The organism is Proteus sp. HMSC14B05, from assembly GCF_001808035.1.
GTDB classification, from domain to species: domain Bacteria; phylum Pseudomonadota; class Gammaproteobacteria; order Enterobacterales; family Enterobacteriaceae; genus Proteus; species Proteus mirabilis.
On sequence record NZ_KV791955.1, the window covers coordinates 39,832 to 65,348 of the forward strand.

The following is a 25,517-nucleotide window of genomic DNA, read 5'->3' on the forward strand; positions in this document are numbered from 1 at the left end:
TTTATGTAATCCTAAAAAGTAGGACGGTTTAAATGAATAAGACATTAATAGGAATAGCTTTATTTTCTTTAGCCACACCATATGCGGTAGGCTGGCAACAAAATTTTTTGCATGTACCGTCAAATGGTAGTACTGCATCAGCAACAGCCCCTGCGCTTAATGTGACAGATGCTAACGCCAGTGGTGTAATTAAGGTGACCATACCTCAGGTTAAAGGGTGGCGGGTTATCGCTTCTTACTGTAGTGGTTCAGGCTCAATGGCAGAAGAAGGAAATTACCGCTATTGGATTAGATTGCCACAAACAAATACTTGGCAAAAACATTCATCAGGATTGAGCTATTATTTGTCCAATCTCTCTTGGACACTAGCAGGTACCAATAATAACAATAATCAGGTTTATGTAGGGCCAAATTATTATGCTAAGCAGTCACCGAGTGGTTGCCATAGTGTTGGAACCGTTTGGGGATTAGGTTCTGCAGTGCTTCCGTTAGATCGTTCTATGTCATTAACTGTGGCAGTGTCCAGAGCGACGGCTTATCCGGGATCATATAATTTAAATATTCCTTTTGCATGGGCTTATGAAGAAAATAAAGGGTCTGGTGGCAACAGTACGGGTTATCTTCAATTTGGTAATGCAATGAAGCCTTATATGAATAGTTATATTAATATTCCTGTGAGTATCACAAGTAAATGTAATATTAAAAACCAAGTTATTAACTTATCTCATGGAAATATGACCCCAGAAGAATCTATTAACAATGTGACTCCACCTTATAACTATCAACTAACGTGTGATTATGATGCATCAGTATCCGTTTCATTAATAGGAAGTGCACCTGTTTCTGGAAAAACGGAAAACTATACAAAATGTGGTAATGGTGGCTCTTGTGAGTTGAAATATAACGATACCGAATATAAAGGTAAATTTAAACTTAACGCAGGTGCTGCGAAAACATTTTCTATCACATCAACCTTTCATCCTAATGATATAAGAAACCCTGTTGAAGGTAGTTTTCAAGGAAGTGCTATTTTGCGGGTATTGGTTGACTGATCAGGCGCTTAATATTGTAAGTTAATGCCGTCATCATATTGAATAGCAATAGCTCTTTCTTGTTCTTATCGAATATAGAGCAGTGTATGAGCTATTGCTATTAACTTTTTGTTTGTACTGATAATCAACTTTTATTCTATATCATCTAAAAACGCCGGAGATGGGACAAAAAATAATGTGCCCGTGACGGGAGTACTGAATTTCAGTAGTTTATCGGTATGTCCTTCGGGTGTTCCTGCAAACATATTTTCTAACATACGGTTTGTTGTTGAGAAATAGCGAGCATAACCAATAAAATAGGTACCATATTCATTTTTGGAGGGATTTGAAAACGGCATATTTGCTCGTACGATTTTTAAATCATCACCGTTTTCATCTTGAATATTGGTGACGACATTGTGTGAGCCTGGATCTTTTTCTTCATCAGTTAGTTCAACATCATTGAATTTATGCCTACCGATCACTTTTTCTTGCTCGATGAGAGATTGGTTTTCCCAAGCTGCCATATCATGAATGTATTTTTGTACAAATGCATAACTTCCACCGGTAAACAGTGGATCTTCATCACCAATAACCGCATAAGCGACACGCTCATCTTCAAACTCAGGATTTTCTGTTCCATCCACAAAGCCAATAATTGAGCGACCATCAAAATAGCGGAAACCATGTACTTCATCTTCTGAGGTGGCAATAGAGTTTAATTTTTGGCTAATAATTGCAGCTAATTCATAACAAGCGGATACCTTTAGTGCCCGTATGTGAAAAAACAGATCGCCAGGTGTCGATACTGCGGTATACACATCGCCGTTGATTTGCTTAAAGGTATTTAATTCTCGCGGTTTAGCTTGATTAGGGAATAGTTTAGACCATGCATCAGCACCAAATCCCATCACACAACTTACGTCTAATTCAGGGAAACGGGTTCTCATACTACGAAGAAGACCTGATAGATTATTACAAAAGTCGATAAGAGTAGGGCGGGTTTCCGATGAGTTAATAAGATTAAAGACTAGAAAATAAGCGTTCTCACAGGGGGTTTTTGTTACATCTTGATATTTCATAGTGCTTCCTAATAGATACGTGGCAGAAAATTTTGCTTAATGCGATATAAGTAAAAACTAAATTTAGTTTTACACCAAAGTATTTCCTTTTACAAAGCATGGTTTTTGATTTTTATCATGAAAGATGAATAGTAAATATTTTTTTGGTTGGAAAACAATCGAACTGTGATTTTTGTGATAAATAATGCTTTTTATATAAATTTGAAAAAATTCTTAGCTTTTCTTTAGAGTAAATCACTAACTTATACAGGTATTTAGAATATAGTATTGATGTTTTTTAGCCATAGTGTTGATTAAATAAGCATTTAGAGCTTATATACAGCTAGAATTTATTTTATTTTAATCAGAAAACTCATTTTTATTGAACATTAATATACGATTAACACTATATGAGTTATAAAAAAAAAACAAAAAAATATTTTATTTAAAAAAGAAAAATTTTATTTTTATTTTTGTTTTTATTTTTGTTTCAAATTATTAAAAATAAGATTTATTAAAAGTAAAAAATATTGTTTAACTTATACTGTGTTTTATTAGTTAATAACACTATTTAATATTAAAATGTTATCAACATTATACTGTAATAACCGAAACTTGTTTATTTCAAATAATAAATAGATAATACTCGCGTATTGAGTTAATTAATCTTATTTCTATTATCTCAATGTGTTTAAAATAATTATTTGGAGAAATAAATGAGAAAAAGCTTTATTGCAATGTTGATTGCTACAACGTCTATTTTTGTCGCGAATAATGCATTAGCTGCAGATGGAACAATCGATTTTACAGGAGAAATTATCGATAACGCATGTGAATTAGCAGCTGGATCTGATGCTCTAAAAGTTAATTTAGGTAAGGTATCTAAAACAGCATTACCTAGTGCCGGAGTTACTGCTGCGGCAACTAAATTTACGATTAAATTAATTAATTGCCCTGCAACAGTAAGTACTGCATCTGTTAAATTTGATGCAGAGTCTTATTCTGGAGACGATACTGTTATTGCGCTAAAACAAGAGTCGGGAGTGGCAACAGGTGTCGGTATTCAAATTACGGATGATGCAAATACCGTTGTCCCTTTATTTACCGCATCTAAAACTTATCCATTAAAAGAAGGTGTTGAAAATAATTTAGACTTTAGAGCTCGTTATATTGCTAAAACAGATTCTGTCACTGCGGGTTTAGCAAATGCGAATGCAACATTTACTATTAATTATAATTAAAAATAACTAGGTAAGTCATAAGGTTTAAAGGGATTTAAACCTTATTATACAATCATTTTATGGTGATAATATGAAGTCTATTATTCTATTTTTTATTTCTTTATTTATTATTAATACATCTTATGCAGGTGTTATTATTAGTGGCACAAGGGTAATTTATAATGAAGGCAATAAGAATGTCAGCATTAACGTGAAAAACCCAGATAAAATGCCTTATTTGATCCAGTCATGGATAGATGATTTTGAGGAAAAAAAACAGTCAAAATTTACGATCACGCCACCTTTATTTAGATTGAATCCAGATAAAGAGAATACATTGAGGATCTTTTTAACAGAAGAAGGGCTACCAAGTGATCAAGAATCTCTTTTTTGGTTAAATATAAAAACGATCCCTGCTACAGAAAAAACAGAAAATTCATTACAAATTGCATTTAAAACGCAAATGAAATTGATCTATAGACCTAAAAGTCTAAAAGACGTTAATTTTGAAGAAGAACAAAAGAAATTATCTTGGTCAAAGGAAAGAGGGAAAGTCATAGTTTATAATCCCACACCTTATTTTATGAATTTTCAAACAATAAAATTTAATGGAAAATTGGTTGATGATGTTTCTTATGCTAAACCTTTTTCAACTAAATCATTTGATATAAATGATAATAATGAACATGGTCTTATAAGCTGGGAGCTTATTAATGATTATGGGGCTAATGTGGATTTATCCGAAGTTAGAATATAATAATTAGGTTTCTAATATGAAAATAAGTAAGGTATGTATTAGCCTCATTTTATACTTAGGCTATGCAGCTTTATTATATGCAGAAAATAATAATTTAGATGATATCTATTTTGATCCAGATTTTTTAGAGCTGCCAAATAAAGATATTATTGATTTATCTTCTTTTGAGAATAACCAACAGCTAGCAGGTGACTATTATGTTGATATTTATGTTAACACTAATTTAATTTTAACTAAAAATATTAGATTTGATAAAGATAAAAATAATCAGCTTAAACCTTGTTTATCAGTAAATGATCTAAATGACTTTGGAGTTAAAACAACAGATTATCCTGGGCTTTATTCTGAATATACTAGCTGTGTCAATTTGTCTGCGATACCAGAAGCTAAAAGTGAATTAGATTTTGATTCACAAAGGTTATATTTAAGTATTCCGCAAATTGCATTATCTAAAAACCCAAGAGGATATATAGAGTTAGATAATATTGATAATGGTATAAATGCCTTATTACTAAACTATAGTTATAGTGGTTCTAAAAACTATGATCGTAAGAATGGCAGTTCAAATACAACTTCAAATTATATAAATTTAAGACCAGGTTTAAATTTAGGACCATGGCGTTTAAGAAACTACACAACATGGTCGAGTACAAGTAATCAGTCAGGGAAGTGGAACACCCTTTATACCTATTTATCTAGAAATATAAATAAAATAAAAAGTCAGTTAATACTAGGGGATGGGATATCTTCATCTGATGTTTTTGATAGTGTTCCGTTTCGAGGCATGCAATTATCAACAGATGATGAGATGTATCCAGAAAGTTTAAGAGGCTATGCGCCTATCATTAGAGGGATTGCAAAAAGTAACTCGCAAATAACCATCAAACAAAATGGATATACTATTTATCAAACTGAAGTGGCAGCTGGCCCTTTTGAAATTAATGATTTATATCCATCAGGTAGTAGTGGGGATTTATACGTTACGATTAAGGGTGCTAATGGTAGTGAGCAACATCAAATCGTACCTTTCGCCTCTTTACCTGTATTACAGCGTGAAGGTCATTTCACTTATAGCGTAACGGGCGGTGAATATCGTGCTTATGATAATAATGTAGATAAAACGAAGTTTGGTCAGTTTACATTAGTTTATGGTTTACCTTATGGCACTACTGCTTATGGGGGAAGTCAGTTGAGTCAAAATTATCAATCTTACTCCCTAGGTGTTGGGAAAAATTTAGGCTCATTTGGTGCTGTTTCTGTTGATGTTACACAGGCTAAGTCAACTTTTAATGATGGAAGGAAGCAACAAGGTCAGTCTTATCGGTTTAGATATAATAAGAATTTGAACAATATAGGAACCAATATTGCTTTAGCAGGTTATCGCTATTCAACGAGTGGCTTTTATAGTTTATCTGAAGTATTTGATAGTTTTCGTCGTACTCATTATAGCCCTGAAATTGAGCAACGCCGTCATCGTGCGGAGATAACACTTAATCAAAATTTAGGTGATAAATATGGCTCTTTAGCTATCGGATATATACAAGAGGATTATTGGAACAGCAAAAGCAAAAAACAATCAGCAACACTTGGTTATAATAATAGCTGGCAAGGTATCAGCTATGGAATAAATTATACCTACAATAAAAATACAGTTAATCATTCTTATATTGCTGATCAGAAAAGACAAAATGATGATGAACATTTGTTGGCTTTTTCGGTGAATGTGCCCTTTAGCGTATTTGATAATACTTTTTATTATAATTTTAATGCGAATAGTAACAATAATAGTTCAAGTACAGGAAGTGTAGGTATATCGGCATCTCAGTTAAATAATCGACTAAATTGGAGTGTGCAACAAGCATTTACCAATCAAGATCAAGGATCTTCTGGAAATATCAATGCATCCTACAAAGGCCAACTAGGTGATATTACGGGGGGGTACAGTTATAGCAAAGATAATCATAATCTTTACTATGGTGTGAGCGGTAGCGTCGTTGCTCATTCTCAGGGAGTTGTTTTTGGACAGCAACTGGGAGAAACCGCGGCAATCGTAGATATTCCTAATGCGGGTGATATTACGATATTAAATCAAGCGGGAGTTAGGACTAATAACTCAGGGTATGCATTAGTTCCTTATGTCACACCATATCGTAAAAATACTGTCGAGATCGATACATTAAGATTGCCAGAGAATGCTGAAATGGAACTTACCAGTCAGACGGTTTTACCGAGTCGAGGGGCTTTAGTAAAAGCGAATTTTTCAGCAAATGTAGGCTATCGTGTATTAATGACGATAAATTTGGAAAACAAAAAGCCAGTACCATTTGGCGCTCAAGCTATTTTTAAAGACAATAGTCAGTTAAATAGTATTGTAGGTAATGATGGAGAAGTTTATTTATCAGGGCTAAAACAGAAAGGAAAGTTTACTATTAAATACAACAATGAAAGCTGTCAGGTAAATTATGATCTATCTGATATTCCAGATTATTTAGGACTCTATAAAACCACTGTAACTTGCTATTAATTAATTTAAATATCAAACATAGTTATTTTTATAGCTATTGATGTTTGCTACCTGTAGGAAAGTAAAATGATAAAAGTAATGAGGCTCTTCCTTCTTATAACTACTATTGGAATAAGTTTTTTTTCATCTGCAGGAAGTACTGTGACACTTCAATTTTCTGGAAATATAAAAGCCGCGACTTGTAATGTTTCTGGTAGTAAAAATATTAATATTGATTTGAAACAGATGCCAGAAAGTTTATTTAATAAAGTAAACTCTAGTTCTGTTTGGAATGATTTTAATATTAAGTTAATAGATTGTTCTCCGGGGGTAAATCAAGTAAAGCTGACTTTTTCTGGAACGCCTGATAATGCAGATGTGAATAATTTATATAAAAATGAGGGGACGGCAAAAAATATTGCCGTTCAATTACAAAATAAAAACAGTAATGGCGAAATTCCATTAGGCAATGGAAAAAATTTATATATCGCGGTTAATGGTAAACCATCGGTTACTGTTCCACTAAGAACACGAGCATTTAGTAAATTAGGTAATGCAACACCGGGGACGGTGTCCGCCAAAATAACAGCAACGCTTATTTATCAATAAAAAGAGGGTGTTATGTGGAAATCACTAACGTTATTTTTATTATTTTCATATTCTCCTATCGCATTAAGCAATACTGTTAATATTAATGTATATGGGTCAGTAGTAGCCTCACCTTGTGAGTTAGAAACGAAAAACCATTTAATTGATTTAAAAAAAATCAATATTAGAAATATTAAAAATGGTCAAGCATCAGACTGGATAGATTTTTCTATAAAATTAAAAAACTGCCCAGTTAATACAGAGAAAGTCACTATGATTTTAAGAGGCCAAAGTGTTCCTAATTATTCGGAATATTTTATTAATAGTGGGACTGCTAAAGATATAGCACTAAATTTAGCAATGCAAAATAATAAAGGTATTGTAAAAAATAATGATAAATTAATGACGGCTGTTAATAAATATAACCATAATGCGGAATTTGCTTTATCGGCAAGAATGGTTGGCTATGGAAATAATATAACGGTGGGATCATTTAAGAGCCATCTTGAATTTACTCTTATTTATAATTAAATGTGTCATAAAGGGGTTTCAAGTGAATCGCTCTTATCCAGCATCAAAGATGGTAGGAAAAAAAATCGCTTATTACCGTAGGGTAAATGGACTCACATTAAGTGAATTGGCTAAGAAAATAGGTATAAGTCAACAGCAGCAATCAAGATATGAACGGGGAATTAATCGAGTGAGTCTAGATAGGCTTTATCAATATGCTTGTTTTTTCGGTATTAGTTTAAGTGATCTTTTTCAATTAGATGATGAAGAGAAAATAGAAATAGAAAATAAAATATCAAATATGGTGGGAAATAAAAATGAACCATTTGATGGGTAAAAGACTTTTTTTATTAGGTACAATCTTCTTTTTTTCTGCTGACGCCTTTGCAGCTTGTATTCAAAATCCTAATTTAAAAAATATTCAGGCTCGGATCCCCAATAAAACCTATTCAATTCAATATGATGATATAGGGACAAGAGTATTAGATGAGTTTCAGATTAATTATGCCAATGGGCCTATAACAACTTTTTCAGGTAACGATGGGCGGTGTGGGAACGCATCAATCACTGCCAATTATACTAATGGCTGGTTGCCTAATGCGAATAAAATAGCACAGACCAATATTGCGGGTATTGGGATACAGGTTAAATTTGCTGGAATAGGTGCATTAAATACAACGTATTTGAACCCAAAGGACCCAAGTGGCAATTCTTATCGACTTCTTACCCCTTATTGGACAGTCAAAATTATAAAAACAGGCAGAGTAACGCAATCAGGAAGCCTTCAATGGGGCAAGATTGCTCAAGCAGTACAAAATAATACACAACCTAAAAACACAACTTGGAACTTAACTTCACTTTATTTGCCTCTTAATGCAATAAAGATAAATTCATTAAAATGTACTACAAAATCATCAAATTATAATATTAATATGGGGACTTGGTATGATACTCAATTTAAAAATATTGGTGATGTCAGTAAAAGTGTAGATGTTCCTATTACATTAAACTGTGCGGCTGGCACTAACATTAAAGCGACAGTGACAAGTAGTGCTGGATATATAGATGCAAATACAGGGAAATTAAACCTATCGGGCACTAATCGAGCCACTGGTGTTGCCATTCAGTTATTAGATAAAAACAATAACCCGATAAAACTAAATACAAAAAATAGTCTACAAAATGGGGTCTCCTCCGGTGATTATATATTTGGTTGGAAAGCAAGATATATAAAAACAGGTAATAAAATAACGCCTGGTAGTGCTAACTCAACAGCAACAGTAAATATCTTATATGAGTGATAATAATATATTTTTCGATATGGTTTTGTCATTCGAGGCGATTATGAATAAAAAAATATCAAAGATAGTTGGCGCAAGAATAAAAATGTTAAGACAACAACATGGTATGACGGGTAGTGAGCTTGGTGCTTTATTAGGAGTAAGCCAGCAACATCAATCACGCTTTGAAAATGGGGAGTGCAATATTCATGTGGATGTAATTTACTTATTATCTTATATTTTTAAAGTTAAATTAAATTATTTTTTTCAGGATATAAATGATTGTTTTGATCAAGAAGGAATAGCCTATAAAGAAAGTTATTATCATTCTGAGACGATTGTCGAAAAGTGTGAACTTTGGCGCTAGTTAATATGATGCCTAACAGACTGATTAGGCATCATATTTTGGTTTTTATTATTTTACCAATACCCCAGCACCTTCCACCATAAACTACCGAGGGTTATCCAGATAATGAGGTTAACAATGCTCATAACAAAACCTGCTTTCCACCACTCACCTAAGGTCGCGTAGCCTGAGCCGAAAATAATCGGTGCAGTACCTGTGCCGTAATGAGTTAAAGACATCATTAATGAAGAAGAGAAAGCTAAAATAAGTCCTAATAACATTGGTGGCGCGCCAAGAGCTAAACCTGCGGCATAGAATGCAGCAAACATGGCGGTAATATGAGCCGTGGTGCTAGCAAAGAAATAGTGAGAATAGACATAAATCAGCACGAGTAATATCATACCACTTACCCAGCTTATCCCCATACTATCAATACCGGCACCCACACTTAATGAGAGCCATTTAATTAGACCTAATTTTCCTAAAAAAGAGGCCATCATTACTAATGCGGAAAACCAAACCACGGTATCCCATGCACCTTTGTTTTTTAAAATATCATCCCAATTTAATACGCCAGTACATAATAAGATTGATAAACCAATAAAAGCCGCAGTAGTCGCATTAATACTAAAAGCATCACCAAATAATAGTGCGGGTATTCCTGCCCACATAATTAATAACAGTGCAAATACTCCCAAAGTGATTTTTTCTGGTAATGAAATAGGGCCTAATTGAGCTAAACGCTCTTTGGCAAAGTGGGGAGCATTCGGCGTATGGGTTATCTCTGGTTTATATAAAAAGTAGATCACAATCGGCATTAAAAATAATGAAACAATGGCGGGAACAAAAGCCGCTATTGCCCACATTGACCAAGTTAACTCATTTTCAGGCCCTGTTTCACCGATAATTAAGCTTACAATAAGAGGATTAGGCGCGGTTGCAGTAATAAACATCGCTGAGGTGATAGGATTGATATTATAATTGACTAGCGATAAATAACGACCAATCTTACCACTAGTACCCTCTTCGGGTTTTGAATTAAAGCTATCGGCAATAGATCGCATTATTGGGTGAATAATCCCGCCACCTCGAGCTGTATTACTTGGCGTAACAGGGGCGAGGATCGTTTCTGCAATAGCTAGAGAATAAGCGATACCAATGGTTTTTTTACCAAATAACGAAATAAAATAGTAGCCAATTCTAGCACCTAATCCAGTTTTATTAAGACTCATTGAAACCATAATAGAAATACCGATTAACCAGATAAGATTGTTGGAAAAGCCACTTAATGCATCATTAATCGCCCCTTTAGTTGAGTCTGGGTTAGTGACGCCTGTTGCGGCAACAAGCGCAATAGCAATAATGGATACTGCCCCTATAGGTAAAGCTTTGCCGATAATAGCCGCAATAGTACCAACAAACAGCGCTAACAAGTGCCAAGCATTGGGATCTACCCCTTGGGGAACAGGGATAACAAACCAAATGATAAGGGTAATAGCAACCGCAATTAAGGTAGGTATAGGTCGTAATGGAGTTAATTTATTCATCAGGTTATTCCATTAAAAACAGGTGTAAGAAATAATTGTAAGTGACAGATTATGTAAATAAGTATTTTTATTAATTATAATCTTATTAACATATTTTTAAATATACATTGATTAATATCATAAAAATAAAATTAAATCTTAACATCTTGGTTTGTAATTAAGTTTTTAAGTAACTATTTGTTTTATAGTCATTATTGTTTAGGTGATTTATTGTTTACTCAGGCTAGTTGTTTTGTGTTAAATTAATTTAAATAGTAATAATCTTTTTAACTATCCCTGTTTTTTTATTTTTTATTGTGTTATGTAATTAAAAATAAGCATCACAGAATTAAAATAATCTCCATTTTTATTTATATTATATTGCTATAATTAATGGTTATTTTTATTTTACTAAAATATCAGCCTATAATATATTATTAGCGTGAAAATAGATCATAATATATGTATCATAATTTCCGAAGCTGAAACAATTCAGTTTTTATATAATGACAATTAAATAGGTAATAGGCGATGAAGTATGATCTAAATGACCTCTATTATTTTGTTAAAGTGGTGGAGTTTGGCGGTTTTTCACAAGCGGCCGAAACGTTAGGTATTCCTAAATCAAAACTTAGTCGTCGTATTGCTGATTTAGAAGAGAGACTAAAGGTCTCGCTGATCTATCGTTCAACTCGTCAATTTCATGTCACTAAGATAGGGCAAACTTTTTACCAACAGTGTAAAAATGTCGTTGAACAAGCGGAGATTGCTCAAGAGGTTATTTGTTCAGCACAAGGGCACCCTCACGGCACGATCAAACTCTCTTGCCCAGTTGCATTACTGCAAATTTATATTCAAGATATTTTGGTGGATTTTATGGCAAAATATCCTGATATCAATATACAAATTTTAGCGATCAATCGCCCTGTGGATGTGATCAGTGAAGGTCTTGACTTAGCTTTACGAGTTAGAGCATTACCTTTGGATGATTCTGGCTTAACGATGAAAATATTAGGTTATTCTCGCCGTGTTTTAGTTGCTAATCCGCTATTATTTGCAACCAACAGTGCGCCTGATTCTCCAGAGCAACTTGCTGATTATCCTATTTTAGCTAATAGCGAACATTCGCAGCAGTATACGCTAACGCTTACCCATAATGATGGTACTGTTTCAACGCAACATGTTACACCTAAATTAGCGACAACGGATGTGATGACCTTATATAAAGCAACATTAAAGGGACTTGGGATCACGCGTTTACCATTGAGTGTCGTAGAGAAAGAGTTAGCAGATGGCTCTTTGGTGGAAGTCTTACCACAGTGGCGTTTTCCTAAAGATGTTATTCATGCCGTGTATCCGTCACGAAAAGGTTTATTACCCGCTATTCAAGTGTTATTAGATTATTTAGCGCAGAATATGGCTCCATATAAAGAGTAAAAAATAGATACAAACGACTGCTCTAAGTGAGCAGCCGTTTGTTATAAAGGTTATAGAGTAAGGAGAGTATTAATCATATTTCGTTTGGGATACGACCAAATTTACCTTGGTTAAAGTCATCAATAGCTTGCCTAATTTCATCTTTGCTGTTCATCACAAATGGACCATAACCAACTACAGGCTCATTAATTGGCTCTCCGCTAAGATATAACACAACCGCATCTTCAATGGCTTCAAGATTAATTGAGCCACCTTGATTATCTAAAATAACCAAATCGCCCGTATTTAATTGAGTTTGGCTATCAAGATAGGCGCTACCATGGAGTATCACTAATCCCACATAGCGATCTTTTTTGCTTGGTAAGGTCGTAGATTTACCACTTTTCAATTGAATATCCCAAACGTCAACAGGTGAAAAGGTTTTTGCCGCCCCTTGAGTTTGATGATATTCCCCCGCAATCACGCGCAGTTGTCCGGCATCATTCGCTAATGGAAGCACTGGAATAGCACTCTCTTTGAGTAACTGATAGCCAGCAGGCGCTGATTTAGCATGAGATGGGAGGTTTACCCATAACTGCACCATATCAAGTATGCCTCCCGCTTGGTTAAAGGCATCAGAGTGATACTCTTGATGTAGTATACCTGATGCTGCGGTCATCCATTGTACATCTCCAGGGCCAATCACTCCCCCTTCACCTGTAGAATCGTGATGTGCCACTTCCCCTTTATAGACAATAGTCACAGTCTCAAACCCACGGTGAGGGTGTTCGCCTACACCACGGTTATGGCCTTGAGAGGCTGGAAAATCAGTCGGGCCAGCTCTGTCTAATAATAAAAATGGATTTAAATATTTACCATGATCACCATAACTAAATAGTGAGCGTACATGGAAGCCATCACCGACCCAATGTTGACGAGGCGCTTTATAAACACCAATAACTTTTTTCATAATGATATTCCTATAAAATTTCTATAGGTGGTATTCTAATGAGCTATATTGATTTGAGTAGAGGAGAAAATAGGTTTCATTATTCTAAAAATAGAACAATGACAAAAGTGTTTCAGTGTTCTATTTTTAGAATAGTGTTTATCATTATTGCTACTACCGACTTTTTAATTAATTGACTATTGTTAATTATATCGAGAGCGAGGAGATAATTAACGCTATTTCCTTATATCTTCTTCATATTGTTAATAATCGTTTTTGTTAATTAGAAGGAATAAATAAATGAGTACTCCTGCAAATTTCAATGGTCAACGTCCAGTTATTAATCCAGATGATGCTGTTATGTTATTGATCGATCACCAAAGTGGTTTATTCCAAACCGTTGGTGATATGCCAATGACGGAATTACGCGCTCGTGCTGCGGTATTAGCAAAAATGGCAACATTAGCGAAGATGCCAGTTATTACAACGGCTTCTGTCCCTCAAGGTCCTAATGGCCCATTAATTCCAGAAATTCATCAAAATGCACCACATGCTAAATATGTTGCCCGTAAAGGTGAAATTAACGCATGGGATAACCCTGAGTTTGTTGAAGCTGTGAAAGCAACGGGTAAAAAGCAATTAATTATTGCTGGTACTATTACGAGTGTTTGCATGGCATTCCCAGCAATTAGTGCTGTTGCTGAAGGTTATCAAGTTTTTGCTGTGATTGATGCATCAGGAACGTATAGCAAAATGGCAGAAGAAATTACCTTAGCACGTATTGTTCAAGCCGGTGTTGTGCCTATGGATACGGCAGCAGTGGCTTCTGAAATGCAAAAAACTTGGAACCGTGCAGATGCCGCTGAATGGGCTCAAGCTTATACCCAAATATTCCCTGCTTATCAGTTATTAATTGAAAGTTATAGTAAAGCTCAAGATGTTATAAAGAATAATGAAACTTTAGATTCACAACGTTAATTTATTCTTGAATTTATTTAAAACTTATTAATTTTAAAATGCCTATAAATATTATTTTTATAGGCATTATTTTTGTTTTTTTTTCAATAATATTGTTTTTAACAAGGGTGTAAAAGTAAAGTGTAGACTTATGTTTATTTATATGAAAATTATTTAAGGCACTTTGTTTATTAATAAAGTGCTTTTTATTTGTTGATAATATCGGCTAACTGCGTTATGTTACTTGTTTGTTAAATTTATTATAAATCCCTTGATTTGTCATACCATTTGGTATGGCTAACTATATGATTAATTTATTTTATATAAATTAATTTACTCAATCTGTTGTTTTTTATTTTCACCCATTCCACTCATTATAATTTATTTAATAAATAGCGACCGATTAAATAAAAATTTTTTACAATAAATAACTGTGACTTTAATCACTCTACTTTTTGATATTTATTCAGTATGTTTGTATACAGAGTTTCAAACATGTCTATCTCGAATTTTATTTATATTACTTAAGCTATTAAGTAAATAGGCTTCTTATTATCAAAAAAACGAAATGCAACTAGATATGTGCAGTTACATATATTAAATGCGTTAAGGATATTATAATGATCCATGCTTTTATTAAAAAAGGGAGCTTTCAGGATTCCGTCAGCCTGATGATAATTTCCCGAAAATTAAGTGAAGCCCCTGAGGTGGAAGAAATTTCCGTCATGATGGGAACACCAGCGAATAAATCTCTCCTTGATGTCACCGGTTTTTGGCATGACATTTTTAACGAAGCGACACCTAATGATATCTGTGTTTCGATTAAAGCTGAATCAGACGATCCCGCTATTATCGAGACTATCTCCAGTGCGTTAGAAGAAGCCTTAGCTGATATTGCTAACGGTCAAAAAAGTGGTAATAAATTAACCACTGTACGTAGCTGGCGTACGGCTAAACAAAAAAGTCCTAACGCTAATATGTTGCTTATTTCTATTGCCGGTGAGTATGCGGCAGAATTAGCTGATACGGGATTAGAAGATGGCTGTAATGTGATGCTATTTTCCGATAACGTCTCTATTGCTGATGAAAAAGCATTAAAAGAAAAAGCCGCCGCTAACGGATTGATAGTCATGGGGCCTGACTGTGGTACGGCAAATATTGCTGGCGCACCTTTAGCCTTTGCTAACATTGCACCGAAAGGCTCTATTGGTATCGTTGGTGCATCAGGGACAGGAATTCAAGAGATCACCTCACAAATTGTATTACAACGCCAAGGGGTTTCTCATGCAATAGGTCTGGGGGGACGAGATCTCAGCGAGCAAATTGGTGGCATTAGTGCTATCACGGCTATTAATATGCTAGCGGCAGATCCTCAAACCCGTGTGATTGCTTTTGTTTCTAAACCTCCCGCGCCTGCAGTACGTGAAAAAATCATTGCAGAAATGAAGCGTCATAATAAACCGATAGTGGCGCAATTCTTAGGAACAACACCAGAGAAATATCAAGACGATAATATCTATTTTACTCGCACCTTAGACGAAACGGCGCGTATTGCGGCTACGTTAGCACGTGTTGAAGATAGTGCTGCTCAGTTACCTAAAGTGACAGGTAAAAAGATTATTGGATTATATGCGGGTGGAACATTAGCGGCAGAATGCGCGATGTTGTTATCTGAGCAACTCAATGTGGCGGTAGATAACGAACATAAGCAAGGTACGATGCTAGATGCACAAGGGCATAAAATTATTGATATGGGCGATGATTTTTATACCCAAGGCAAACCCCATCCAATGATAGATCCTTCTACTCGCAATAAATTTATTAGTGAATTAAGTAATAAGCATGATATTGGCGTATTACTGGTCGACTTTGTGATTGGTTATGGTGCAACGTCAGATCCAGCAGGTGCATTAATTCAAGAAATTAAAAAACTAAATGAAAAACGTGGTGAAGCTAATCCACTGATTACTATCGCCACTATTACCGGTACGCAGGAAGATCCTCAAAACCGTAGTGAGCAACAAAAACAGCTACAAGATGCAGGTATTATTGTGATGGATACCTTGCCAGAAGTCGTACTGTTAGCCAAAGAATTAATCCAGCCACATCCAGTAGAAGCCGCTGCTGAAATTTCACCACTTTTAAATGGGATCTCCGTGATCAACGCCGGATTACGCAGTTTTGCTGACGATCTGCAATCCAGTGGTACGCCTGTTGTTCATTATCAATGGGCACCTGTCGCAGGTGGTAATAAAAAACTGGCTGAAATATTAAAGAAATTGAAATAAGGAATTGCAGATATGTACTCAACTATCGAACAAGCGAATGAAGCAGTTATCGAACGTATCCGTGAAGCCCGTCCTCACTGGTGTGATGTGAGTTTAGCAAAAGAAGTAGTGCCAACTTTAGCAACAGGAAAAAAATTACTGCATGCGGGACCTCCTGTAACTTGGCAAGAAATGAGTGGCCCTGTCCGTGGCGCCTGTATTGGTGCTAGCTTATTTGAAGGTTGGGCTGAAAATGAAGCGCAAGCCTTGGCTATGTTAGAGGCGGGAGAGATTGAGTTTATTCCTTGCCATAATGTCAATGCAGTAGGGCCGATGGGCGGTATTACTTCTGCTCATATGCCAATGCTAGTGATTAAAAACCATGTTCACGGTAACTATGCTTACTGCAATATGAACGAAGGTATTGGTAAAGTGATGCGTTTTGGTGCTTATGGTCCTGATGTACAAGAACGTTTGCATTGGATGCGTAATAGCTTAGCTCCGGTATTAAAAGCAGCTTTAGCCACCATTGAGAATGGGATAGACCTTACGGCAATTATGGGTCAAGCCATTACGATGGGGGATGAATTCCACCAACGTAATATTGCAGCTTCTGCACTATTGTTACGAGAGCTGGCGCCAATTCTTAGCACATTGGATTTAGATGCGGCTGAGATAACTAAAGTGACCAAATTCCTCAGTATTACTGACCAATTCTTCCTTAATTTAGCCATGGCTTATTGTAAAGCAGCGATGGACGCAGGAGCACAAATTAAGCAAGGTACGATTGTGACGGTAATGACGCGTAATGGTAGTAATTTTGGCATCAAAATAAGTGGTATGGGTGATCAATGGTTTACTGCACCGGTTAATACGCCACAAGGATTATTCTTCTCTGGTTTTAGCCAAGCAGATGCCAACCCTGATATTGGTGATAGTGCTATTACTGAAACTTTCGGTATTGGTGGTGCAGCAATGGTTGCAGCTCCGGGAGTAACCCGCTTTGTCGGAGCATCGGGTGGTATGGATGCAGCACGTGAAGTGACAGAAGAGATGGCTGAAATCTACCTTGCTCGTAATATGATGCTACAAATACCGACTTGGGATTTCCAAGGTGCGTGTTTAGGTTTAGATGCTCGTCGAGTTGTTGAAACGGGTATTACACCGCTAATTAATACGGGTATTGCTCATAAAGAGCCGGGGGTTGGGCAAATTGGCGCAGGAACGGTACGTGCACCTTTAGGCTGTTTTGAAAAAGCGATAGTGGCATTAGCAGAAGAATTAGGCATTGAAGCTTAATCACGTTTTGTAATAACACGGTCGTCAGGGGGCAATATGCAAATTCAAGCACTTCAAACCAGTCAGCATATCTTTGCTTTTGAAGGTGAGTTTAAATGTGTCGGCATTTATGAACATGCTTTGAATTTTATTTGCCCTCAGCAACGCTTAATCACTTTTCATCGGCAAGGAAGAGGATTAAGCCCGATGGGGTGGCTACTGAAACAAGCCGATTTTGATTCTTTGGCTAAGCAGTGTCATCCCGCTTTGAAAATGCGGATGAAAAACAATCAAATCGCAATCGCAGATAATATGACATTGATTGCCGGTGATAGTGAAAATTTGCGTTTACAAGATAAAGCGACATTAGATTTACGATGGTTAGAGAGTTTTTTTTCTCTATTATCTCCGGTGATAGCGACAGGACTCTATGGGCCATTAAAAAACTATCGTAAAATCGCCCGACTTGATGAAATTAAGTTATTAACAAAGTTATTTTATCATCAATTGTCTGGAAAAGCGGTTAATTGGGCGATGTTTATTGGTAAAGGTCCAGGGTTAACACCGAGTTCAGATGATATGCTGGTGGGAATGTTATTTGCGCATTATTTAGCACAGCCAGAAAAATCGATTGAACATTTTTTTAATGAAACACCACCATTATCGTCATTAACTACGATAGTGAGTCAACATTATTTGGAATACGCCACACGGGGAATATTTTCTACCTATCTTATTCAACTAGGTAAAAAAATAAAAAATAAAGAGATTATTTTTAAAGATATGTTGGAAATACTCTCTATCGGTCATCATTCCGGTGCAGATACTTTACTGGGATTATGGATTGGTTATCAAATTAAACAACAACAGCGTATAGATTAATCTTTTTTTATTAAAAAGAAATTATAAACGTTCGGAAACGGATAATTATGAAAACAATTGTTATTGCTTTAGGCGGAAATGCATTATTACAGCGCGGCGAAATTTTATCTGCTGAAAATCAATATAAAAATATTGAATTAATGTCAGAGACAATTAATAAATTAGCGCAAGAGTACCGTGTTGTTTTAGTACATGGTAATGGGCCTCAGGTTGGGTTGTTAGCATTACAAAATCTTGCTTATCAAGCGGTTCCAGCCTATCCGTTGGATATCTTGGTCGCGGAAAGCCAGGGGATGATTGGTTATATGATGATGCAGAAAATCAATCAAAATAATCCTACGCAAGCAATTACTACAGTAATGACTCGTGTTTCTGTTGATATTAATGATGAGGCTTTTAGAGAGCCGAGTAAATTTATTGGTCCTATTTATGAGGAAGCAGAAAAAGAAGAATTAATAAATAAATATCAATGGACATTTAAAAAAGATGGGCAATATTATCGCCGTGTCGTACCTTCACCAGCACCTCAAAAAATAATTGATATAGAGGCAGTAAAGCTTTTATTAGATAAAGGTCATATTGTTATTTGTGGCGGTGGAGGAGGTATTCCCGTTAATAATATAAATAATGAATTTATTGGTAGTGAAGCCGTTATAGATAAAGATTTAACTGCAGCTTTAATTTCTCGTGAGTTAAATGCAGAGCACTTTGTTATTTTAACAGAGGCTGATGCCATTTATAAAAATTGGGGAACACCAGAACAAGCTGCTATTCGTGAAGCAACACCAGAAGAACTTGCACCAATGGCAGTCGCTGATGGCGCAATGGGACCAAAAATCATGGCTGTCAGTGATTTTGTAAATGCCACAGGACAACAAGCTCATATTGGCGCATTACAAAACATTCAACAGGTTATTGAAGGTCAGTCTGGCACTTTAATTTATAAGTCTTAATAACATTCTGTCAGGAGCGTCATTATGAACGATGCACAAGTGAATGAGAGTAAAGGCAAAGTCCCTTATTGGGTCAAGCTGACGATTATTTTCTTTTTTGGTTGGATTGCACTGTATGGTAGCCGTGCCATTGTCGGTCCTTTAATGGTGAATATTGGTGCTGAGTTTGATCTTACCAAAGCGCAACTTGGCTCAATTATGAGTATGTTCTTTATTGGTTATACAGCACTGAACATTCCATCAGGCATAATTGGTGACTATTTAGGTAAGAAAAAAGTCTTAGTCACGGGTGTTGTGCTCTTTGGTGGATTTACCATTATCGCAGGGATGATGCCAACTTATGTCACCTTTATGTTTGCATGGGTGATGGTCGGGGTATTCCAAGGATTCTATTATGGTCCACAATATGGTTTATCTTCAGAAGCTATTCCAAAACATCGTATTACGCTAGGTAGTGCCATTATCAATAGTGGTATGGCGTTTGGTTTATCCATCGGTTACTACATCTCTAGTATTTCTGTCGGTGAGATGGGGATGAGCTGGCGTGCACCATTCTATATTATTGGGGTACCTATTATTATCATTGGTTTGATGATGTTATGGATAATAAAAGATAAACCTAAAACGAAAGCTACGGATACGGCTCCTAATGCACCAAAACAGAAAACAAAACTGACGTTTAAAGATTTATTTGGTAACCGTAATATTAACCTTGCTTATATTACTATCTTCTGTTCAATCTATGGGTTCTTTGTTTTAGTCACTTGGTTACCCTATTATCTTGAAACCGAGCGTGGTATTACAGGAACACAGATCTCTACCATTGCATCACTCATGCCTTGGTTTGCTATTCCTGGCTCACTCTTATTTAGCTGGTTCTCTGATAAATTAGGCCGTCGTAAGCCTGTGCTATTAATTATGTTACCGTTGTCTTTGGTGGCTATTCTTGCTGTACCTATGTCAGATTCTATGCCGGTACTGATTGGTGCACTGATCTTATACGGGATCGTAGGGAAAATTAGTACTAATCCAGTATTAGTGGCGGTAGTGGCAGATAATTCACCACGCCATGCATTAGGGACATCTTTTGGTGTGTATAACTGTATTGGTATGCTAGGTTCAGTATTTGCCCCTACATTAACGGGTTTTTTATCAGATAAAACAGGAAGTATGGATTCCGGCTTCTATTTTGCTGCTATCCTGATTTGCATAGGTATTGTGGCAAGCTTATTTATTAAAGAAAATCCTGACGCCACAGCGACCAACTAACGCATTAAGTTTAATGTTATCAACAAGGGCAAACTTCGGTTTGCCTTTTTTAGTTAAGGGGATCGTAAAAAGATTGCACACTGGGATGCCCTTGTCGGAACAAATCAACCAGATAGCTGACAACGGCACCTTTTTTATCTTCGCACCAAGCTAGTGATAGGGGAGAATTATGGCGACGATTTTTCACTTCCTTTGCAATAAGTTGTCCACTATCAATCAGTGGCTTACATAGACTTAATGGTAAAAAACCGATCCCGACACCTTTTAAATGACATGCTAGTTTAGTATGTAAATCAGGCACTTTAATTTCATGTTGTCCAGATAGACGCCAAGCGGTGCGTTTGGAAAGATGGCGTGAAGTATCTTCAACATTGACGGCAGAGTATATCCGCATTTGATCATCACTTAATACCCCACTAACATTGGCTAATGGATGATTTGGTGCCACGACAAATTGCCATTGAATTTCCCCCATAGCACAAATATTAATATTATTTTTCAGTGATTCATTACCTGTGACACCAATGGCAAAATGGTAATCTTCATTAATTAACGCGTCCCATACTCCCATATAAACTTGTCGAGTAATATGAAATTGGGTAGAAGGAAAACGCTGGTGCAGGCAGGCTAACATACTGGCCACGGCGGTACGATCATAGAGTAAGTTATTAATAACAATATTAACTTGGTGCTCAACTCCCGCATTCATCTGCTGTAGCTCGATAGGCATTGATTCAAGCCAAACAATCCACTGGCGACATTTCTCTAATAAATATTCTCCTGCCGGCGTTAATGTGACGGTTCTTGTCGTACGATTAAACAACTGTGTACCAATATTCTCTTCTAGGGTTTTGATCCGATAGCTGATGGCCGCAGATGTTTTGTGTAACATCTCCGCCGCTTTAGTAAAGCTTTGGCAATCTGCTACTTGAATAAAAGTACGGATCATCTCTTGATCTAACATATTCTTTTTCCTGATGGTGAAAGAGGTAAAAGTCACATAATGTGTATGGTAAAAATAATCTATTTTTGTGTGATGGATACCTATCACAGTGCAATAGTGGGTATTTTTTATGCTGTCAATCGCTGTTATTTTGGCTTATTTGTTATTATATGTTGTATAAAATTTTTGTTATTTATAGATAAGCGATAAAGGGCATACTAACAAAAAATTTCAGCTAATGATGGGAAAATTAAGATGATCGATAAGTTAATAGTGTGACTGCTTTCACGTTTCACCTATCCTCTTTACTCGTATCAGTATTAAACGAGTAAAGAGGCTGGAATACTAAAACTTAAAATACAGCAGAATAATATAGCACTTACGCGATTTTAAAAGGGTAAGTGAAAAAAAGCAGGTGAGTGAGATTCAGTGCAAAATGAAAGAGTGTAGCAACCCAAAGCCTACCGCTCCACATCCACGCTAAGCCATAAATAATACCTGCCAATGAGGCGAAGATAATGAGTAATATTCCTCCGGCAAAATGGACTAAACCAAATAAAATAGCGGTAATAAATAGCGCAAGATAGGGAGATAAATAGCGAGATAGACTTTGCTGTATGGCCCCTCTAAATAGTGCTTCTTCAGCAAGAGAGACAAAGAAAATATTTGCTAACATAAAGGCGGGTAGCCATTGTGGTAAATGTAATTCAATAGCGAGTCCACCCAATGCCATTGCGAATAATAACAGTGCGGGGATCGCCATAGCCAGTAAAACCCATTGATATTTATTGGCTTTTTTTACTGGTTCCGTTTTAAATAATGTAGGAATAAAAATCATTAAAATAAAAGGGATTACTGCTTTATCGGCATTGAAATAAAAAGAGAAAGGGGGGCTATATTGCCCTAATGGAACATGTTTAATGTAGCGTAAGTTATTAAAACCAGGAATAAAATGAAAAGTTAACCCAACAATAATGGCGATAAATGCAAGAATAACAATAGTGGCAATAAGACGATTGGTTTTGTAATGGCGATATGCATAAGAGAGTAAAATCAAGCTCAATATAACCGGAAGTGCATACCAAGTGATAACACCTGTTATAAATGCGCTAATGGTGGTTATAGCTAAAGTAGTAAGTGCAAGTTTGCGATGGAACCCTAATAACAATAAAGATAAAGCAAGAAGTAACCAAGTGATCATAATTATCTACAAAAAAATAAAAAGGAAACGCTAGATTAAAAGATAGTAATAATGTGATCTATGACAATAAGTTAAAAAAGAAGTGGTCGGATTTCGAGTATGGGATTATTCTTATTTAATATGTTGATTTATAAAAATAAAGCTTAAGTATAGGTGTTTTTAATTGAGTTAAAACAAGCGATTAATTACATTGACGATAATAACTCGATGATTTATTTATAGAAATGCTGGTAATAATTTTGCAGATTACCAGCATTTATTCAAAAGGGAATTACACGTAGAAATAGCGAATAACGTGGAAGAAAATAGGGGCGGCAAAGCACAAAGAATCCATTCTATCCATCATACCGCCGTGGCCTTCAATCATAGTACCGAAATCTTTTACGCCACTGTCTCTTTTTATGGCTGACATACATAAACCGCCAGCAAAGCCTGCGAGTGTGATGACTAAAGAGAGTAAAAAAGCAGCCCACCATGTGAAAGGTGTTGCCCACCATAACATCATCCCTATAAGGCTGGCTGAAATAATGCCGCCAAAGAAACCTTCGATGGTTTTATTAGGACTTAATTTCGGTACGATAGGATGTTTGCCAAATAGTTTACCAAACACATATTGTAAAACATCAGAAGTCTGTACCACGATCATCAAAAACAGTAATAAGTTAATATTACGTCCTTCAAAGCCTTCTATCGGTAACATTAATAATGCTGGAGCGTAGCTAAGGCAATAGATAGCTATCATGACACTCCATTGCACTTTTGCCATACGTTCGAGAAAGTGATGAGTATCTCCGGAAAGCGCCATACGTGTTGGAATTAATAAGAAGGCATAAACCGGAATAAAGATGGCTAGCAAATTATACCATTGCACACCGACGAGAATATATTGGATAGGCAGCACGACAAAGAAACACCAAAAAAGTGCTTCGTGATCACCTCGATGAGTCGGGGTTAATGTAACCAATTCACGTAATGCAAGCCATGAAATTAAGGCGAAGAGGATAACTGAGCCTATTGTTCCAATACTAATAGCGACGGCAGAAATGATACACATGATCCACCAAGCTTTAATTCGAGAATTAAGATTGGTAATGGTTGAGGTAGGACCTTTGAGTGCCGCAAGGATCGCACCAATAATACTGGCAATAATTAAAAAGGAGAATAGCCCGATAAAGATCCAGAGAATTTCATTGTTGATACTATCCATGATGTAACTCCTCTAACGCACTTTTGGCTCTTAATAGAAATTCAGTCTTATCTTCATTTTCATGTGTCGGCTCAATAGGAGGGCCAAATGTGGCACTACAAATGATAGGAACAACAAGCCGAGAGCCTTTAGGAAGTACGCGGTTTAAGTTTTCAAGATAGATAGGGACTAATTGAGCCTGTGGATTGTTACGGGACAAATGCCAAAGACCGGCTTTAAAATCCTGAATAGACTCACCGTTACCTCTAGTCCCTTCAGGAAAAATAATTAGCGATTCACCTTTATCTAAAACAGCCTGCATCAGTGTAAGAGCATTTACTTTCTGAGGTGCAGTTGTTGTTTCACCATTTCCTTCAGTAACATTTGTTTTATTCGCGTGACGTGGGATCAAAACTGCACGAAAGATACGACGAGAAAGATAACGACGTAAACGGTTTTTATTCCAATAATCTTCTGCAGCAACAGGGTGCACAAATGGGCGAATATGGGGGGCAAGTGAAGACCAAATAACTAAACCATCTAGATGACTTGAGTGATTTGCGTAATAAATACAAGGTTTATCTTTCTCAATCGGAGATATTTGTTTGGCTCTGATCCCGGTTAAAAAACGGCAGATAGAGACTAAGACTGATGATATGATTTTTGCATCGAAAGAGAGTTTGCCATTTTTCATTCATCAACTCCTTGTGTTAAATCGCGTAAAATTTGGCGAGTTCTCAAAATGGTAGTAAGTACAGAGCCGAAGATAATGATCCACAGGGAGACTAAACAGAGCCATGCTCCCCATTCAGCGGGAATAAATGCAGAGATAATGGCAATACCGGTTAATAATGCCATTCTATGTTGCTTGGCCATTGGTCCCGTAAAACGCTGTTCTAACCCACAACTACCACCTAATACACGGATATAAGCTGTCATTACCGCAAAGAAAGCGGCTACCCAGCCTAAGGTAATAGCGATAGGAAAAGTGATGGATAAACCATAACCTACACCAATAATAATCAATGTATCAGCTATTCGGTCTGGTAGTTCGTTATAAACGGCACCAGCAGGACTTTTTAATCCGCCTTCAACTGCGACCATGCCATCGAGTAGGTTACAGATAAGTCTACCCTGGATAGCTAATGCACCTAAAATAAGAAGGATTGATTGAAGTAGGCCTTGGGAGTGAGCGAGAGCAAAGTAGAGAAACAAACCGGAGATAGCAGCGAATAGGATACTAAATAAAGAGATCCCATTGGGGGTAGCGCCTTTGCTTTGCAGCCAGCGACTACAGCGAGTTGCCCAGTTGGTTTGTCTTGCTTTTATAGGACGACGATTTTTTTCTTCATTATTCATTTTTTTTACAAAAAAATATTAGTGAGTACACAAGG

24 protein-coding genes are annotated in these 25,517 nt (G+C 36.2%); 16 read left to right on the forward strand and 8 right to left on the reverse strand.

All coding sequences use genetic code 11. The features are described 5' to 3' along the window. The first annotated feature begins 32 nt into the window (after positions 1-32). Positions 33-1,052, forward strand: coding sequence for a hypothetical protein (locus HMPREF3129_RS00185; protein ID WP_004244321.1), 1,020 nt, complete (start codon positions 33-35; stop codon positions 1,050-1,052). 131 nt (positions 1,053-1,183) lie between these two features. Here HMPREF3129_RS00185 and HMPREF3129_RS00190 read toward each other — a convergent pair whose 3' ends face one another. After that, a complete protein-coding gene (locus HMPREF3129_RS00190; protein ID WP_004244320.1) occupies positions 1,184-2,113 on the reverse strand; it encodes a Dyp-type peroxidase in 930 nt (309 codons plus the stop codon). 695 nt (positions 2,114-2,808) lie between these two features. Between HMPREF3129_RS00190 and HMPREF3129_RS00195 the strand changes: the two genes are divergently transcribed. From HMPREF3129_RS00195 to HMPREF3129_RS00230, 8 genes are all read left to right on the forward strand, one after another. Beyond that, on the forward strand, positions 2,809-3,333 hold the full coding sequence (locus HMPREF3129_RS00195; protein ID WP_004244318.1) for a fimbrial protein: 525 nt from the start codon (positions 2,809-2,811) through the stop codon (positions 3,331-3,333). 70 nt (positions 3,334-3,403) lie between these two features. Further along, positions 3,404-4,069: a fimbrial biogenesis chaperone gene (locus HMPREF3129_RS00200; protein WP_004244317.1), complete on the forward strand. Its 666-nt coding sequence runs from the start codon at positions 3,404-3,406 to the stop codon at positions 4,067-4,069. A gap of 16 nt (positions 4,070-4,085) precedes the next feature. Next, on the forward strand, positions 4,086-6,593 hold the full coding sequence (locus HMPREF3129_RS00205) for a fimbria/pilus outer membrane usher protein (RefSeq protein WP_036918923.1): 2,508 nt from the start codon (positions 4,086-4,088) through the stop codon (positions 6,591-6,593). 66 nt (positions 6,594-6,659) lie between these two features. After that, on the forward strand, positions 6,660-7,181 hold the full coding sequence (locus HMPREF3129_RS00210; protein WP_004244313.1) for a fimbrial protein: 522 nt from the start codon (positions 6,660-6,662) through the stop codon (positions 7,179-7,181). 12 nt (positions 7,182-7,193) lie between these two features. Then, positions 7,194-7,691, forward strand: coding sequence for a fimbrial protein (locus HMPREF3129_RS00215; RefSeq protein ID WP_004244312.1), 498 nt, complete (start codon positions 7,194-7,196; stop codon positions 7,689-7,691). A gap of 22 nt (positions 7,692-7,713) precedes the next feature. Further along, positions 7,714-8,007, forward strand: a complete 294-nt coding sequence (locus HMPREF3129_RS00220) for a helix-turn-helix domain-containing protein (protein WP_036920127.1) — start codon at positions 7,714-7,716, stop codon at positions 8,005-8,007. Next, on the forward strand, positions 7,988-8,971 hold the full coding sequence (locus HMPREF3129_RS00225) for a fimbrial protein (protein ID WP_036918921.1): 984 nt from the start codon (positions 7,988-7,990) through the stop codon (positions 8,969-8,971). The genes HMPREF3129_RS00220 and HMPREF3129_RS00225 overlap by 20 nt, the downstream gene beginning before the upstream one ends. Then, a complete protein-coding gene (locus HMPREF3129_RS00230; protein ID WP_004244307.1) occupies positions 8,964-9,317 on the forward strand; it encodes a helix-turn-helix domain-containing protein in 354 nt (117 codons plus the stop codon). The genes HMPREF3129_RS00225 and HMPREF3129_RS00230 overlap by 8 nt, the downstream gene beginning before the upstream one ends. A 53-nt stretch (positions 9,318-9,370) precedes the next feature. Here HMPREF3129_RS00230 and HMPREF3129_RS00235 read toward each other — a convergent pair whose 3' ends face one another. Beyond that, positions 9,371-10,843, reverse strand: coding sequence for an anion permease (locus HMPREF3129_RS00235; RefSeq protein WP_004244306.1), 1,473 nt, complete (start codon positions 10,841-10,843; stop codon positions 9,371-9,373). A 510-nt stretch (positions 10,844-11,353) separates the two neighbouring features. On the opposite strand from HMPREF3129_RS00235, the gene HMPREF3129_RS00240 reads away from it, so the two are divergent. Continuing rightward, positions 11,354-12,259, forward strand: a complete 906-nt coding sequence (locus HMPREF3129_RS00240) for a LysR substrate-binding domain-containing protein (RefSeq protein ID WP_004248666.1) — start codon at positions 11,354-11,356, stop codon at positions 12,257-12,259. Between the two features lie 73 nt (positions 12,260-12,332). Here the strand turns inward: HMPREF3129_RS00240 and HMPREF3129_RS00245 are convergent, their stop codons facing one another. Continuing rightward, positions 12,333-13,208: a pirin family protein gene (locus HMPREF3129_RS00245; protein WP_004244304.1), complete on the reverse strand. Its 876-nt coding sequence runs from the start codon at positions 13,206-13,208 to the stop codon at positions 12,333-12,335. Between the two features lie 279 nt (positions 13,209-13,487). On the opposite strand from HMPREF3129_RS00245, the gene HMPREF3129_RS00250 reads away from it, so the two are divergent. The 6 genes from HMPREF3129_RS00250 to HMPREF3129_RS00275 all read left to right on the forward strand — a co-directional run bounded on the left by HMPREF3129_RS00250 (position 13,488) and on the right by HMPREF3129_RS00275 (position 20,793). Further along, positions 13,488-14,165 (forward strand): hydrolase, encoded by a 678-nt coding sequence (locus tag HMPREF3129_RS00250; protein ID WP_004244302.1) that lies wholly within the window; start codon positions 13,488-13,490, stop codon positions 14,163-14,165. 599 nt (positions 14,166-14,764) lie between these two features. Further along, positions 14,765-16,432: an acyl-CoA synthetase FdrA gene (locus tag HMPREF3129_RS00255; protein ID WP_004244301.1), complete on the forward strand. Its 1,668-nt coding sequence runs from the start codon at positions 14,765-14,767 to the stop codon at positions 16,430-16,432. Positions 16,433-16,444: 12 nt separating this feature from the next. After that, positions 16,445-17,710 carry a YlbE family protein gene (locus HMPREF3129_RS00260; protein WP_004244300.1) on the forward strand — a complete coding sequence of 422 codons (1,266 nt, stop codon included), beginning with the start codon at positions 16,445-16,447 and terminating at the stop codon, positions 17,708-17,710. 36 nt (positions 17,711-17,746) lie between these two features. Then, positions 17,747-18,571: an oxamate carbamoyltransferase subunit AllH family protein gene (locus tag HMPREF3129_RS00265; protein WP_036918919.1), complete on the forward strand. Its 825-nt coding sequence runs from the start codon at positions 17,747-17,749 to the stop codon at positions 18,569-18,571. 47 nt (positions 18,572-18,618) lie between these two features. Then, entirely contained in the window at positions 18,619-19,524 is a 906-nt protein-coding gene (locus HMPREF3129_RS00270) for a carbamate kinase (protein ID WP_036905094.1), read from the forward strand. A 24-nt stretch (positions 19,525-19,548) separates the two neighbouring features. Next, positions 19,549-20,793 carry an MFS transporter gene (locus tag HMPREF3129_RS00275; protein WP_036918916.1) on the forward strand — a complete coding sequence of 415 codons (1,245 nt, stop codon included), beginning with the start codon at positions 19,549-19,551 and terminating at the stop codon, positions 20,791-20,793. 49 nt (positions 20,794-20,842) lie between these two features. Here HMPREF3129_RS00275 and allS read toward each other — a convergent pair whose 3' ends face one another. From allS to HMPREF3129_RS00300, 5 genes are all read right to left on the reverse strand, one after another. Then, positions 20,843-21,757 (reverse strand): HTH-type transcriptional activator AllS, encoded by a 915-nt coding sequence (gene allS, locus HMPREF3129_RS00280; RefSeq protein ID WP_004244295.1) that lies wholly within the window; start codon positions 21,755-21,757, stop codon positions 20,843-20,845. Between the two features lie 358 nt (positions 21,758-22,115). Next, positions 22,116-22,937, reverse strand: a complete 822-nt coding sequence (locus tag HMPREF3129_RS00285; protein ID WP_036918914.1) for a CPBP family intramembrane glutamic endopeptidase — start codon at positions 22,935-22,937, stop codon at positions 22,116-22,118. Positions 22,938-23,208: 271 nt separating this feature from the next. Then, positions 23,209-24,144, reverse strand: a complete 936-nt coding sequence (locus HMPREF3129_RS00290) for a phosphatidate cytidylyltransferase (protein WP_004244293.1) — start codon at positions 24,142-24,144, stop codon at positions 23,209-23,211. Next, the gene (locus HMPREF3129_RS00295) at positions 24,137-24,817 is read right to left on the reverse strand and encodes a lysophospholipid acyltransferase family protein (protein WP_004250285.1); all 681 of its coding nucleotides are present in this window, start codon (positions 24,815-24,817) and stop codon (positions 24,137-24,139) included. The genes HMPREF3129_RS00290 and HMPREF3129_RS00295 overlap by 8 nt, the downstream gene beginning before the upstream one ends. Then, positions 24,814-25,482 carry a CDP-alcohol phosphatidyltransferase family protein gene (locus tag HMPREF3129_RS00300; protein ID WP_004244291.1) on the reverse strand — a complete coding sequence of 223 codons (669 nt, stop codon included), beginning with the start codon at positions 25,480-25,482 and terminating at the stop codon, positions 24,814-24,816. Before HMPREF3129_RS00300 ends, HMPREF3129_RS00295 begins: the two co-directional genes overlap by 4 nt. Positions 25,483-25,517 lie beyond the last annotated feature (35 nt).

What these genes read in the sequence shown, in the direction of transcription:
- HMPREF3129_RS00245 (WP_004244304.1), bottom strand. Translation starts at nt 13,208, where the DNA reads ATGAAAAAAGTTATTGGTGTTTATAAAGCGCCTCGTCAACATTGGGTC.
- HMPREF3129_RS00240 (WP_004248666.1), top strand. Translation starts at nt 11,354, where the DNA reads ATGAAGTATGATCTAAATGACCTCTATTATTTTGTTAAAGTGGTGGAG.
- HMPREF3129_RS00210 (WP_004244313.1), top strand. Translation starts at nt 6,660, where the DNA reads ATGATAAAAGTAATGAGGCTCTTCCTTCTTATAACTACTATTGGAATA.
- HMPREF3129_RS00205 (WP_036918923.1), top strand. Translation starts at nt 4,086, where the DNA reads ATGAAAATAAGTAAGGTATGTATTAGCCTCATTTTATACTTAGGCTAT.
- HMPREF3129_RS00300 (WP_004244291.1), bottom strand. Translation starts at nt 25,482, where the DNA reads ATGAATAATGAAGAAAAAAATCGTCGTCCTATAAAAGCAAGACAAACC.
- HMPREF3129_RS00200 (WP_004244317.1), top strand. Translation starts at nt 3,404, where the DNA reads ATGAAGTCTATTATTCTATTTTTTATTTCTTTATTTATTATTAATACA.
- HMPREF3129_RS00270 (WP_036905094.1), top strand. Translation starts at nt 18,619, where the DNA reads ATGAAAACAATTGTTATTGCTTTAGGCGGAAATGCATTATTACAGCGC.
- HMPREF3129_RS00190 (WP_004244320.1), bottom strand. Translation starts at nt 2,113, where the DNA reads ATGAAATATCAAGATGTAACAAAAACCCCCTGTGAGAACGCTTATTTT.
- HMPREF3129_RS00265 (WP_036918919.1), top strand. Translation starts at nt 17,747, where the DNA reads ATGCAAATTCAAGCACTTCAAACCAGTCAGCATATCTTTGCTTTTGAA.
- HMPREF3129_RS00225 (WP_036918921.1), top strand. Translation starts at nt 7,988, where the DNA reads ATGAACCATTTGATGGGTAAAAGACTTTTTTTATTAGGTACAATCTTC.
- HMPREF3129_RS00260 (WP_004244300.1), top strand. Translation starts at nt 16,445, where the DNA reads ATGTACTCAACTATCGAACAAGCGAATGAAGCAGTTATCGAACGTATC.
- HMPREF3129_RS00290 (WP_004244293.1), bottom strand. Translation starts at nt 24,144, where the DNA reads ATGGATAGTATCAACAATGAAATTCTCTGGATCTTTATCGGGCTATTC.
- HMPREF3129_RS00295 (WP_004250285.1), bottom strand. Translation starts at nt 24,817, where the DNA reads ATGAAAAATGGCAAACTCTCTTTCGATGCAAAAATCATATCATCAGTC.
- HMPREF3129_RS00215 (WP_004244312.1), top strand. Translation starts at nt 7,194, where the DNA reads ATGTGGAAATCACTAACGTTATTTTTATTATTTTCATATTCTCCTATC.
- HMPREF3129_RS00195 (WP_004244318.1), top strand. Translation starts at nt 2,809, where the DNA reads ATGAGAAAAAGCTTTATTGCAATGTTGATTGCTACAACGTCTATTTTT.
- HMPREF3129_RS00250 (WP_004244302.1), top strand. Translation starts at nt 13,488, where the DNA reads ATGAGTACTCCTGCAAATTTCAATGGTCAACGTCCAGTTATTAATCCA.
- HMPREF3129_RS00235 (WP_004244306.1), bottom strand. Translation starts at nt 10,843, where the DNA reads ATGAATAAATTAACTCCATTACGACCTATACCTACCTTAATTGCGGTT.
- HMPREF3129_RS00275 (WP_036918916.1), top strand. Translation starts at nt 19,549, where the DNA reads ATGAACGATGCACAAGTGAATGAGAGTAAAGGCAAAGTCCCTTATTGG.
- HMPREF3129_RS00255 (WP_004244301.1), top strand. Translation starts at nt 14,765, where the DNA reads ATGATCCATGCTTTTATTAAAAAAGGGAGCTTTCAGGATTCCGTCAGC.
- allS (WP_004244295.1), bottom strand. Translation starts at nt 21,757, where the DNA reads ATGTTAGATCAAGAGATGATCCGTACTTTTATTCAAGTAGCAGATTGC.
- HMPREF3129_RS00230 (WP_004244307.1), top strand. Translation starts at nt 8,964, where the DNA reads ATGAGTGATAATAATATATTTTTCGATATGGTTTTGTCATTCGAGGCG.
- HMPREF3129_RS00285 (WP_036918914.1), bottom strand. Translation starts at nt 22,937, where the DNA reads ATGATCACTTGGTTACTTCTTGCTTTATCTTTATTGTTATTAGGGTTC.
- HMPREF3129_RS00185 (WP_004244321.1), top strand. Translation starts at nt 33, where the DNA reads ATGAATAAGACATTAATAGGAATAGCTTTATTTTCTTTAGCCACACCA.